Here is an 11640-nt window from a genome sequence, read left to right as displayed (position 1 = left end):
CCCACGCCCCCACGCCCCCTCCGCGTACGACGTGCCCACGACGCGCGTACGAGGCGCGCGGGACACGCGTACGGCGTGCTCAGCGCCGGCGGTACGACTCCACGTAGCCGTTCGTGGGCGAGCCCACGCCGGTGACGTCGTCGTAGCCCTTCACGGCGGACAGCGAGCTGTCCTTGCCCAGGCTGCGGACGGAGGTCAGCAGCCCGTCCGTCGCGTCGTAACCGTTGGCGAAGTCGACGCGCGCGACCGCGAGCCCGGACCCGGTCGGATTGTCCGTGACGTCGTGGTAGACCCGCGAGCCGTACTTGGAGTAGATCGACGGGTTGGCGAAACCGATCGCCTTGCCGCCGTGCGCCTCCTGGGCCAGGGCCTGCACGGCCGCGATGACCGGCGCGGCCAGCGAGGTGCCGCCGATGCGGTACTCGCTGTACTGCTCGGTCCCGTCCGCGAAGGTCTGGGTCTGGCCGACCTTGAAGCCGGTGTTCGGGTCGGCGATCGCCGAGATGTCCGGGACGACGCGGTTGCCGGCGGCGTTGTTGGCCGTGGCGAGCGCCTTCGGGACGACACCCTTCTGGTAGTACGGCTGGGCGACCGTCTTGCTCGTGCCGCCGCCCGCACCCGAGGTGTACGCGCCCGGGAAGTCCGTCCAGCTCTTGCCGTCGGCCGACAGCGAGGCCTTGTCGGTGCCCCAGCCGGTCTCCCACAGGTACTTGTCGTTCTTGCCGACCGCCAGCGAGGTACCGCCGACCGCCGTCACCCACGCGGAGTTGGCCGGGGTGTCGACCTGCTTCGTGCCGGTGTTGGCGACCTCGTCGCCGTTGTCGCCAGAGGAGAAGTAGAAGCCGATCCCCTCGACCGCGCCGAACTGGAAGACCTGGTCGTAGGCGGCCGCGAGGTCCGGCGTCTGGTTGGCCTCGATGTCGCCCCAGGAGTTGGAGACGATGTCGGCCAGGTGGTTGTCGACGACCTTGCTGAGCGAGTCGAGCAGGTCGTCGTCGTAGCAGGACGCGGCGCCCACGTAGGTGACGTTCGCGGCCGGTGCGACCGCGTGCACGGCCTCGACGTCGAGGGTCTCCTCGCCGTACCAGCCGGCCGCCCCGCACTCCTCGGTCTTCGTGTAGTCCGCCGGCAGGACCTGGCTCAGCTGCCCGGTCTTCCAGGACGCGTCGCCGTGCGCCTTGGCGTAGGTGGCCGCGTCGAAGGCGATCGTCGGCGAGGCGTACGCGTCGGTGATGGCGACGCGCACACCCTTGCCGGTGTAGCCGCCCGCGCCGTACGCGGCACGCAGCTGCTTGCCGGTGTAGCCCTGCACGGCGTACGGGATCTTCTTGCCGTACGCCGACGGCAGGGTGCTCGCGGTGTTGGAGCCGTAGTACGAGGAGAACGGCCCGGAGTTCTTGAACACGGCGTCCGGCGGAGGCAGTTGCTCCTTGGACGCGGCCTTGTGCGGTGCGTTGTCCAGGCCGGTGACGGTCAGGACGGCGCCGTCCAGGCTCGCCGGGGCCGAGGCGGTCTTCGACGGCGCGCGGTAAGTCCTGCTGCCCTTGGTGTAGTTGTGCAGCTGGGTGCCGAACGCCTTCTCGACGGCGGCCACCTCGCCACTGACGGACACGTAGTGCCGGGTCGTGCCCGTCACCTTCAGACCGGCCGCCGTCAGCCACGACCTGACCGCGGCCACCTGGGCCTTGGTCGCGCCGAAGCGGGCCTCGCTCTGCGCGGCGGAGAGGTACTTGCCGTAGGCGGGCGAGCTGGGGTCGGACACGGCCTTCGCGTACGCGGCGAGGCCGGCGGCGTCACGCCCGGCGAGGTAGACCCGGGCGGAGACCTGGGCGCTGTCCGAGGTCGAGCCCTTGTCCGCCTTGGTCGTGGCCCACGCGGGCTTGGTCCCGGCCAGCGTGTCACGGGTCGGGCTGTCCACGGCGTGTGCGGCGGGTATGCCGAGCGCCAGCGCGCCGGCGATCATGGGCAGTGTCGCCGCCATGCTCGCTCCGGCGCGCAGCGCTGCGCGATTGGATCTCATAAGACCCCCTGTATGTGGTTCGACGCGAGTAGATCACTCGACGTGCTGGCCACTCTCGCGACGAACGCTTCATGCCAGGGGAATGCGAACACCAACAAACACCCAAGTGACCGCTTGCTGAGGCGATTTGACGGAAACGTCCGTGAAGTCGAGGGAAAACCCTATGGGTTGGGCACCGGGTGCGCTACGGGCTGCACAGAGGCCGGCGTTACGGCTTGGCTCCTCGCGCCTTCAGCATGTCCGTCATCAGCTCGATCTCCGACTGCTGGGCCTCGACCATGCCCTGCGCCAGCCGCTTCTCCACCCCGACCGTGCACTTGGCGACGCACCCCTCGGCCATGTGGATGCCGCCCTTGTGGTGGTCGGTCATGAGCTGGAGGTAGAGAACCTCGGCCTGCTTGCCGTTGAGCGAGCCGAGCTTCTTCAGCTCGGCATCGGTGGCCATGCCGGGCATGAGCGCGCCGTCCTCGCCGTCGCTCATCCCGCCCATGCCCATCCAGGACATGGGCCCGTCGGACGACACCTTCGGCAGTCCCCAGAGGTCCAGCCACCCGAGCAGCATGCCGCGCTGGTTGGCCTGCGTCTGCGCGATGTCGTAGGCGAGCCGCCGTACATCCGCGTCGGCCGTACGGTCCCGCACGATGTACGACATCTCGACGGCCTGCTGGTGATGCACCGCCATGTCCCGGGCGAACCCGGCATCGGCGGAGTCGGCGGCGGGCGGCGTGTCGTCCGCCGTGCCGTCCTCGGCGACGGAGTAGGTGATGGCCCCGGCGGCGACGAGGACTCCGGCCACGGCGACCGCCACTCCCGCGTACCTCACTTGGACAGACCACCCGAGCAGGCCGCGCCCGGCTCGGGCGTCTGCTCGCCCTGCACGAACTTCGCGAAGAACTTGTCCAGGTTCGGGTCGCTCGCACTCGTCACCGTGCGCTGGTGCGCCCACGCGGTGAGCATGATCGGGTCGGCCTGGGCGTCGTCCGGGCTCATGAGCGTGTAGGGCGTCTTCTTGACCTTGGCGGCGAGGGCGTCGACGTCCGCCTTGCTCGCCTTGCTGTTGTACGTCACCCAGACCGCGCCGTGCTCGAGCGAGTGCACGGCGTTCATGTTGTCGAGGGTCCTGGTGTAGACGTCACCGTTGCAGTTCATCCAGACCTGGTTGTGGTTCCCGCCGACGGGGGGCTCGACCGGGTACTTCACGGTCTTGGTGACGTGGGTGCGCCCGAGCGTGCCCTTCCACGTCCTGACCCCGTCCGAACCGGTGACGAAGTGTCCCGAGGCCGCCTTGCCGTCGGCGGCGGCGTTGTCCTTGTCGTCGTCCGACTGCGCCTTCACGACGAACACACCGCCGGCGACCAGCGCGACCACGGCGACGACACTGCCGCCGATCGCGAGAAACCGGTTGCGCCGCTCACGGGCCTGATCGGCCCGCCGCATCTCCTCTATCCGCGCCTTGCGCGCCGGGTTGCTGGTCTTGTTGGCGGAACCCATGAGGCCTGTCCTTCTGGGGAAAAGGGGCGGGACGATCGGGGCGTGCGGGTCCGCTGATCGTAATGGGGAGCCGGGAAAAGTCGTAGACAGGTCACGGCCAGAGATCAGGTCACAGAGGGGAGACGAAGGGGCGGCGAAGGCGGCCACGGCGACCGGGGGTGGCGCAGGCGGGCCGAGGGGGGTGCAGGCGGGCCGGGGGCGGTGAAGGCGGGCCACGGCGACGGGGGGTGGCGCAGGCGGACCAGGGCGGCGAAGGTGGGCCGAGGGGCGTGGGTGGATATGTTGAACCGGGGATGCGCATTATCTACGCTTCCTTCCATGCGGCTGTTGCGATCCACCGACCTGGCACTGCGTGTCCTCATGAGACTCGCGGTGGCGGGCGACACCCCGGAGGCCACCCCCACGACCCGTGACGTGGCGGCCGCGATGGAGGTCCCCTACACCCACGCGGCCAAGGTCGTGGCCGAGCTCCAGCACATGGGTCTGCTCGAGGCCCGGCGAGGCAGGGGCGGCGGCCTGGCCCTCACCGGGCGCGGCCGCACGGCGTCCGTCGGTACGGTGGTCCGCGCCTTCGAGGGCGACGGCGACGTCGTCGACTGCGAGGGGGCCAACCCCTGCCCGCTGAGGTCGGCCTGCCGCCTGCGGGGCGCCCTCCGCCAGGCCCAGGAGGCGTTCTTCGCGTCGCTCGACCCGATCACGGTCACGGACATCGTGGCGGAACCGACGGGACCGTTGCTGCTGGGGATCACGAGGTTCGCCTGATCCCGCCGACGCGGAACGTGCCTTCGACGGGGCCGGGGGAGCCGCTTTCACGTTTCCCCTCCGCAATGCGGTTGAAGGCACGTCGCCGGGCCGGATTGGATGGCCCGATGGAACGCATCGAAGCAGAGCTGTTCACCGCCGGCGGCAACAACGCCGTAGTCCGCCTGCCCGGAAGGCGGTTCCCCGGGGTTCTGGTGCAGGGGGACTCGCTGCACATCCTCCGCACCGACGTGGCCGAACTGGTGGAGGCCTGCGAGCGCGGTGACCTGAGCGACGCCCGGGACGCCGCCGGGCTTCTCCTGGCCGGCCTAGACACCCTGCTGGAGCGCTACGCCGACGCGTTGGACGAGCACGAGATCCCCCGGCCGTACTGAGCCGGCCGGGGGCATCCGTACCGCCGAGGCCACCGAGCTCCGCCGCGGGCGCCACGGAGCGGATGGAGCACGCCGCCTCCCGGATGTGCACGGTCGACGCAGGGGCGAACTCCAGCCACGGCTACCGGACCGCCGACGAGATGTGCCGCCTCGGGGCCGGCGCCACGACGGTCGTGATCCGGCCCGCCCTGTCGGGCGTTGGCCTGCCGTCCAGGACGCCGTCGGGGCCCGGCGGGAGACTCAGGCCCGCGCCAGCCACAGGTCCGGGCCGAACACCTCGTAGTGCACGTCCGCCGGGGCGACCCCCTTCTCGATCAGCTGGGCCCGCACCGCCCGCATGAACGGCAGCGGACCGCACAGGTACGCGCGCGTGCCCGGCGCGACGGCCACGTCCGTGAGGTCGGCCAGACCCGTCCGGGCGTGCGCCGGGGCCTCCCGCTCGTACCAGAGGTGCATGGACGCGTCCGGCAGCTTCGCCGCGTACGCCTCGTGGTCCGTGCGCAGGGCGTGGTCCGCGGGGGAGCGGTCGGCGTGGACGACCGTGACCGGCGCGCCGTGACCGGTGGCGGCGAGGTGCGCCAGCATCGCCACGATCGGGGTGACGCCGATGCCGGCCGAGGCGAGGAGCAGCGGGGCGCCCTCGGCGTCGTCGAGGACCAGGTCGCCGTACGGCTCGGAGAGCTCGAGCGCGGCGCCCTCACGCACACGCGCGTGGAGGTGGTTGGAGACCTCGCCCTCCGGTGTGGCCGGGCCGCCGGTCACGCGCTTGACGCTGATCCGGCGTACGTCAGGCCCCGGTGCGCCGCAGAGGCTGTACTGCCGTATCTGCCGGGCGCCGTCGGGGAGTTGCGTGCGGACGGACACGTACTGGCCTGCGCGGAAGTCCCGGACCGGGGCGCCGTCGCGCGGACGCAGCGAGAAGGTGACGACGTCCGCGGTCTCCTGGACGCGTTCCACGACCTCCCACTCCCACCAGGCGGCGCCCCCGCTCTCCTCGTACAGGCGGCGCTCGATCGCGATCAGCGCGTTCGCCATCAGCCAGTAGACCTCGTCCCAGGCGGCGGCGACCTCGGGGGTGACCGCCTCGCCGAGGACATCGGCGATGGCGGCGAAGAGGTGTTCGTGGACCACCTCGTACTGCTCGGGCGCGACTCCGAGGGAGGCGTGCTTGTGGGCGATGCGGGTGAGCATCGCGTCGGGGCGGTCCTGCGGCCGGTCCCGAAGGCGGTTGCCGGGGTGGTCCTGCGCGCGGTCCGGCGTGTCCTCGACGAGGCGCGTGGCGAAGGCGGCGATGGACCCGGCCAGGGCCTGGCGCTGGGTGCCCGCGGCCTGGTTGCCGCGGTTGAACAGGTCGCGGAGGAGGTCCGGACGCGCCGCGAAGAGGCCGGCGTAGAAGCGCTCCGTGATCTCGCCGATGGCGGCGCCCACGGCGGGGAGGGTGGCACGGACGGTGGCTGCGGACTGTTCGGACAGCATCGGGGCTCCTCGAGGCTCACTCGGCGTTCTGCCGTGCGGCACGCTAGTTAAACTTGCATATGAGATGCAAATTAACCGAGGGGGGAGACGGAGGGGGCCGGGCATTACGGATGTCGTTGCGAGCAGGCAAGATGGGCGGCAGAGCAGTACACATGCCGGACGTGAGGCAGTACATCTGCCGGACGTGAGGCGTTCAGACCCGGGTCGCCGAGGCGATCATGGTCGGCAACGCGCATGAAATGGTGTTGTGGTGTGATGCTCAGGTGCCCGACCGCCTCTCCGTGGGACGGGAATCAGGCGGCCTGACCAGCAAGGATGGGGAAGCGGAAGATGGACAAGCAGCAGGAGTTCGTGCTCCGGACGTTGGAGGAGCGCGACATCCGGTTCGTACGGCTGTGGTTCACGGACGTGCTGGGCTTCCTCAAGTCCGTCGCCGTGGCCCCGGCCGAGCTCGAGCAGGCGTTCGACGAGGGCATCGGCTTCGACGGCTCCGCGATCGAGGGCTTCGCCCGGGTCTACGAGTCCGACATGATCGCCAAGCCGGACCCTTCGACATTCCAGGTCCTGCCCTGGCGCGCGGAGGCACCCGGCACCGCCCGGATGTTCTGCGACATCCTCATGCCGGACGGCTCCCCGTCCTTCGCGGACCCGAGGTACGTGCTGAAGCGTGCCCTGGCGCGCGCCTCCGACCTGGGCTTCACCTTCTACACCCACCCCGAGATCGAGTTCTTCCTGCTGAAGAACAAGCCGACCGACGGGTCCCGTCCGACCCCCGCCGACAACTCCGGCTACTTCGACCACACCCCGCAGAACGTGGGCATGGACTTCCGCCGCCAGGCGATCACCATGCTCGAGTCGATGGGCATCTCGGTCGAGTTCTCCCACCACGAGGGCGCCCCGGGCCAGCAGGAGATCGACCTGCGCTACGCCGACGCGCTCTCCACCGCCGACAACATCATGACGTTCCGCCTGGTCATGAAGCAGGTCGCGCTGGAGCAGGGGGTCCAGGCGACCTTCATGCCGAAGCCGTTCTCCGAGCACCCCGGCAGCGGCATGCACACGCACCTCTCCCTCTTCGAGGGCGACCGCAACGCGTTCTACGAGTCGGGCGCGGAGTACCAGCTCTCCAAGGTCGGCCGGTCCTTCATCGCCGGTCTGCTGAAGCACGCCGCCGAGATCGCCGCCGTCACCAACCAGTGGGTCAACTCCTACAAGCGCATCTGGGGCGGCTCCGAGCGCACCGCCGGTGCGGGCGGCGAGGCGCCGTCGTACATCTGCTGGGGCCACAACAACCGCTCCGCGCTGGTCCGCGTGCCGATGTACAAGCCCGGCAAGACCGGCTCCGCGCGCATCGAGGTCCGCTCCCTCGACTCCGGCACCAACCCGTACCTGGCGTACGCCATGCTGCTCGCCGCCGGCCTCAAGGGCGTCGAGGAGGGCTACGAGCTCCCGCCGGGCGCCGAGGACGACGTCTGGGCCCTGTCCGACGCCGAGCGCCGCGCCATGGGCATCGAGCCCCTCCCGCAGAACCTCGGCGAGGCCCTGGGCCTGATGGAACGCAGCGACCTCGTCGCCGAGACCCTCGGCGAACACGTCTTCGACTTCTTCCTCCGCAACAAGAAGGCGGAGTGGGAGGAGTACCGCTCCGAGGTCACCGCCTTCGAGCTGCGCAAGAACCTGCCGGTGCTGTAGCCGCAGGCCGTGGCGGTTCCGCCGCCGAAGCGAACCGGGGCCGACGGAGTCATGGGACCGTCGGCCCCGTCGCGTTCCCCGTCCGTGCCGTGCCCGCCCGGAGCCGAAGTGCCGGCGGCCGCCGTCGACGTCCCTGTCGGCGGCCTACCGAGCCCGCAGTTGCGCCAGTACCTGGTGGAGCGGTTCCGTCTCGCGGCGGCGGTACTCCTGGATCGCCCAGCCGTTGCCGTCGGGGTCCTTGAAGTACATGAAGGTCGCTCCGTCCTGTGGGGCGAACTGCTGGGGTTCGGTGACGTCCAGGCCGCGGGCGGTCAGTTCCTCGTAGGCGGCCTTCGCGTCCGTCACGCAGAGCTGCATGCCGTGGTACGTGCCCGGCTGCGGGGTGCCCGTGGGGACCTGGAGGCCGTCCACCAGGGCGATGGAGCAGCCCGAGCCGGGCGGGGTGAGCTGGACGATGCGTACCCCCTCCATGACCTCGCCGTCGAGGTCGACGTGGAAGCCGACCTTGTCGCGGTAGAACTCCTTGGCCCGGTCCACGTCGGACACCGGCAGCAGGATCACCTCTAGGGTCATGTCCATGGCTTGACTCCTTCGTCGCGGCCTTCGCTGTTCGGAGGCCCGAAGTCTCACAGAACCCGCGGCCCGGGGCCCGAACTTCCACAGAACCGGAAACCGGTCCGGGGCGCCACCGAGGGGCGCGGGTTAGGCTCAGGTGCGTACGACCTTGATCCGAGGGAGGGCCGGGGATGATGGCGCCGGGGCGCAGGAGCAGCACCTTCACACGGCTGCTGCGGCACGGCTTCACCGACCCCTCCGCCGCCGAGCGGCTCCTGGACGGGCCCGAGCTGTCCCCGGTGCGCAACGACCCCTTTCTTCTGGAAGCCCTCGGCGGCACCGCCGACCCCGATCTCGCCCTGCACGGTCTCGTCCGGCTGCTGGAGGCGCAGCCCGGACACACCGCCCGTCGCGAGCTGCTCGACACGCTGATAGCGGCCAAGCCGCTGCGTGACCGGCTGCTGGGGGTGCTGGGGGCGTCCGCCGCCCTGGCCGACCATCTCGCCCGGCATCCGCGGGACTGGGAGGCGCTGGTCACCTACGAGCCGCGGGACCTGCACCCCGGGGTGGAGGAGTTCGAGCGGGGGCTGGCCGAGGCCACGGATCCCGTGTCGCTGCGCGTCGCCTACCGGCGGTGCCTGCTGTCCATAGCGGCGCGTGACGTGTGCGGGACGACCGATGTCGCCCAGACCGCCGCCGAGCTCGCGGATCTCGCGACCGCCACCCTGCGGGCCGCGATGGGCATCGCCCGGGCCGCCGCCCCCGACGACGCCGCGTTGTGCCGCCTCGCCGTCATCGCCATGGGCAAGTGCGGCGGACACGAGCTGAACTACGTCTCCGACGTCGACGTGATCTTCGTGGGGGAGGCCGTCGAGGGGGCCGACGAGGGCAAGGCGCTGCGGGCCGCCACCAAGCTGGCCTCGCACCTGATGCGGATCTGTTCCGAGACCACCGTGGAAGGGTCCATCTGGCCCGTCGACGCCAATCTGCGGCCCGAGGGCCGCAACGGGCCGCTGGTGCGGACGCTCTCCAGCCACCTCGCCTACTACCAGCGGTGGGCCAAGACCTGGGAGTTCCAGGCCCTGTTGAAGGCGCGGCCGGTGGCCGGCGATCTCGCACTCGGGGCCGAGTACGTCTCCGCCGTCGAGCCCCTGGTGTGGCAGGCCGCCGAGCGGGAGAACTTCGTCGTCGACGTGCAGAGGATGCGGCGGCGTGTCGTCGAGAACATCCCGGTCGCCGAGGTCGAGCGGGAACTGAAGCTGGGGCCCGGCGGGTTGCGGGACGTCGAGTTCGCCGTGCAGCTGTTGCAGCTGGTGCACGGCCGGGCCGACGCCTCGTTGCGCAGCGGCACCACCCTCGACGCCCTCCAGGCACTCGCCGCGGGGGGCTACGTCGGGCGCGCCGACGCCGAGCAGCTGGACGTCGCGTACCGGTTCCTGCGGTCCATGGAGCATCGCATCCAGCTCTACCGGCTGCGGCGGACCCATCTGGTGCCCGAGGCCGAGGACGACCTGCGGCGGCTGGGCCGTTCACTCGGGCTGCGCACCGACCCGGTCGTCGAGCTGGGCCAGGAGTGGAAGCGGCACGCCGCCGTGGTGCGGCGGCTGCACGAGAAACTGTTCTACCGGCCGCTGCTCGACGCCGTCGCGCAACTGGCGCCCGGTGAGACCCGGTTGAGCCCGAAGGCGGCCCGGGAGCGGCTGGTCGCGCTCGGGTACGCCGATCCCGCGTCCGCGCTGCGTCACCTGGAGGCGCTGGCCTCCGGTGTCTCACGCAAGGCGGCCATCCAACGCACCCTGCTGCCCGTGCTGCTGGGCTGGTTCGCGGACTCCGCCGACCCGGACGCGGGCCTGCTCAACTTCCGCAAGGTGTCGGACGCGCTCGGCAAGACGCCCTGGTATCTGCGGCTGCTGAGGGACGAGGGCGCCGCGGCGGAGAACCTCGCGCGCGTGCTGTCCGCCGGGCGGCTCGCCCCCGACCTGCTGATGCGGGCGCCGGAGGCGGTGGCGCTGCTCGGCGACGGGGACGCCGGAGGACTCGAGCCGCGCGGGCGGGCCCAGTTGGAGCAGGAGATACTCGCCGCGGTACGCCGGGCCGACGGGGTGGTGCAGGCCGTCACGGCGGCGCGTGGGGTCCGGCGGCGTGAGCTGTTCCGCACGTCCGCGGCCGACATCGTCGCCTCCTACGGGACGGAGGCGCAGCCGGTCGAGGCGGACCGGGGCGCGCTCGTGGACCTGGTGGGCGGGGCGGTGTCCGACCTCACGGCCGCCACGCTGGCCGGTACCGTGCGCGCGGTCGTGCGGGACGGCTGGGGCGACACGCTTCCCACCCGGTTCGCAGTCATCGGCATGGGCCGCTTCGGCGGTCATGAACTGGGCTACGGATCCGACGCCGATGTCCTGTTCGTGCACGAGCCCCGGGACGGCGTCGACGAGCGCGAGGCCGGTCAGGCCGCGAACAAGGTCGTCTCCGAGATGCGCCGGCTGCTTCAGATCCCCAGCGCCGATCCGCCGCTGCTCATCGACGCCGACCTGCGTCCCGAGGGCAAGTCCGGGCCGCTCGTCCGCACGTTGAAGTCTTACGAGGCCTACTACCGCCGCTGGTCGCTCGGTTGGGAGTCGCAGGCACTGCTGCGGGCCGAAGTCGTCGCCGGGGACGAGGAGTTGGGGCGGCGCTTCATCGAGCTGATCGACCCCCTGCGGTATCCGGCGGACGGGCTCGGCGAGGAGGCCGTACGGGAGATCCGGCGGCTCAAGGCACGTATGGAGTCGGAGCGGTTGCCCCGGGGAGCCGACCCCAAGCTGCACACCAAGCTCGGGCCGGGAGGGCTGTCCGACGTCGAGTGGACCGTGCAGTTGGTCCAGATGCGGCAAGGTTCGACGCAGCAGGGGCTGCGCACCACGCGTACCCGCGAGGCTCTCGCCGCCGCGCGCGACGCCGGGCTCATCCCCGCCGAGGACGCGGCGACGCTGGACGAGGCATGGGTGCTGGCGACCCGGGTGCGCAACGCGGTGATGCTGGTGCGCGGGCGCGCCGGGGACACCTTCCCGTCCGACGCGCGCGAACTGGTCGCGGTGGGCCGGTACTTGGGCTATGGACCCGGGCGGGTGGGCGACATGCTCGACGACTACCGCCGCACCGCGCGCCGGGCCCGGGGCGTGGTGGACGAGCTGTTCTACGGCGGGTAGGTCGTCAGCGGTAGCCGGGTAGCCGGGTAGTCGTGCTGTCGGCGGTGTCGGCGGTGTCGGCGGTGTCGGCGGTGTCGGCGGT

Annotated in this window: 9 protein-coding genes; 4 read left to right on the top strand and 5 right to left on the bottom strand. The window is 71.2% G+C overall.

The features are described 5' to 3' along the window. Nucleotides 1–79: 79 nt before the first annotated feature. The 3 genes from ACFWBB_RS36610 to ACFWBB_RS36600 form a co-directional block, all read right to left on the bottom strand. Nucleotides 80–2020: a protease pro-enzyme activation domain-containing protein gene (locus ACFWBB_RS36610; protein ID WP_385281658.1), complete on the bottom strand. Its 1941-nt coding sequence runs from the start codon at nucleotides 2018–2020 to the stop codon at nucleotides 80–82. 208 nt (nucleotides 2021–2228) lie between these two features. Continuing rightward, complete coding sequence (locus tag ACFWBB_RS36605; RefSeq protein ID WP_385281664.1) at nucleotides 2229–2828, bottom strand: DUF305 domain-containing protein; 600 nt, start codon at nucleotides 2826–2828, stop codon at nucleotides 2229–2231. A gap of 11 nt (nucleotides 2829–2839) precedes the next feature. Continuing rightward, nucleotides 2840–3511, bottom strand: coding sequence for a DUF3105 domain-containing protein (locus tag ACFWBB_RS36600; RefSeq protein ID WP_385281656.1), 672 nt, complete (start codon nucleotides 3509–3511; stop codon nucleotides 2840–2842). Nucleotides 3512–3829: 318 nt separating this feature from the next. On the opposite strand from ACFWBB_RS36600, the gene ACFWBB_RS36595 reads away from it, so the two are divergent. Beyond that, complete coding sequence (locus ACFWBB_RS36595; protein WP_385281653.1) at nucleotides 3830–4273, top strand: RrF2 family transcriptional regulator; 444 nt, start codon at nucleotides 3830–3832, stop codon at nucleotides 4271–4273. Nucleotides 4274–4380: 107 nt separating this feature from the next. Beyond that, on the top strand, nucleotides 4381–4647 hold the full coding sequence (locus ACFWBB_RS36590) for a DUF6959 family protein (RefSeq protein WP_385281650.1): 267 nt from the start codon (nucleotides 4381–4383) through the stop codon (nucleotides 4645–4647). A gap of 240 nt (nucleotides 4648–4887) precedes the next feature. On the opposite strand, the gene ACFWBB_RS36585 is transcribed toward ACFWBB_RS36590, so the two are convergent. Then, the gene (locus tag ACFWBB_RS36585) at nucleotides 4888–6123 is read right to left on the bottom strand and encodes a globin domain-containing protein (protein ID WP_385281647.1); all 1236 of its coding nucleotides are present in this window, start codon (nucleotides 6121–6123) and stop codon (nucleotides 4888–4890) included. A 330-nt stretch (nucleotides 6124–6453) separates the two neighbouring features. Here ACFWBB_RS36585 and ACFWBB_RS36580 point away from each other — a divergent pair, with 330 nt between their 5' ends. Further along, nucleotides 6454–7815: a glutamine synthetase family protein gene (locus ACFWBB_RS36580; RefSeq protein WP_020126756.1), complete on the top strand. Its 1362-nt coding sequence runs from the start codon at nucleotides 6454–6456 to the stop codon at nucleotides 7813–7815. Nucleotides 7816–7959: 144 nt separating this feature from the next. On the opposite strand, the gene ACFWBB_RS36575 is transcribed toward ACFWBB_RS36580, so the two are convergent. After that, complete coding sequence (locus ACFWBB_RS36575) at nucleotides 7960–8394, bottom strand: VOC family protein (protein ID WP_385281644.1); 435 nt, start codon at nucleotides 8392–8394, stop codon at nucleotides 7960–7962. A gap of 167 nt (nucleotides 8395–8561) precedes the next feature. Here ACFWBB_RS36575 and ACFWBB_RS36570 point away from each other — a divergent pair, with 167 nt between their 5' ends. Beyond that, on the top strand, nucleotides 8562–11558 hold the full coding sequence (locus ACFWBB_RS36570) for a bifunctional [glutamine synthetase] adenylyltransferase/[glutamine synthetase]-adenylyl-L-tyrosine phosphorylase (RefSeq protein ID WP_385281641.1): 2997 nt from the start codon (nucleotides 8562–8564) through the stop codon (nucleotides 11556–11558). Nucleotides 11559–11640: the final 82 nt, after the last annotated feature.

The organism is Streptomyces sp. NPDC060000, assembly GCF_042737375.1.
Taxonomy (GTDB): domain Bacteria; phylum Actinomycetota; class Actinomycetes; order Streptomycetales; family Streptomycetaceae; genus Streptomyces.
Note: the sequence above shows the minus strand (reverse complement) of the source record. Positions and strands in the feature narration are given on the sequence as shown.

Coding starts and splice junctions, on each gene's coding strand:
- ACFWBB_RS36610 (WP_385281658.1), bottom strand. CDS start 2,020: ATGAGATCCAATCGCGCAGCGCTGCGCGCCGGAGCGAGCATGGCGGCG.
- ACFWBB_RS36600 (WP_385281656.1), bottom strand. CDS start 3,511: ATGGGTTCCGCCAACAAGACCAGCAACCCGGCGCGCAAGGCGCGGATA.
- ACFWBB_RS36595 (WP_385281653.1), top strand. CDS start 3,830: ATGCGGCTGTTGCGATCCACCGACCTGGCACTGCGTGTCCTCATGAGA.
- ACFWBB_RS36590 (WP_385281650.1), top strand. CDS start 4,381: ATGGAACGCATCGAAGCAGAGCTGTTCACCGCCGGCGGCAACAACGCC.
- ACFWBB_RS36585 (WP_385281647.1), bottom strand. CDS start 6,123: ATGCTGTCCGAACAGTCCGCAGCCACCGTCCGTGCCACCCTCCCCGCC.
- ACFWBB_RS36580 (WP_020126756.1), top strand. CDS start 6,454: ATGGACAAGCAGCAGGAGTTCGTGCTCCGGACGTTGGAGGAGCGCGAC.
- ACFWBB_RS36575 (WP_385281644.1), bottom strand. CDS start 8,394: ATGGACATGACCCTAGAGGTGATCCTGCTGCCGGTGTCCGACGTGGAC.
- ACFWBB_RS36570 (WP_385281641.1), top strand. CDS start 8,562: ATGATGGCGCCGGGGCGCAGGAGCAGCACCTTCACACGGCTGCTGCGG.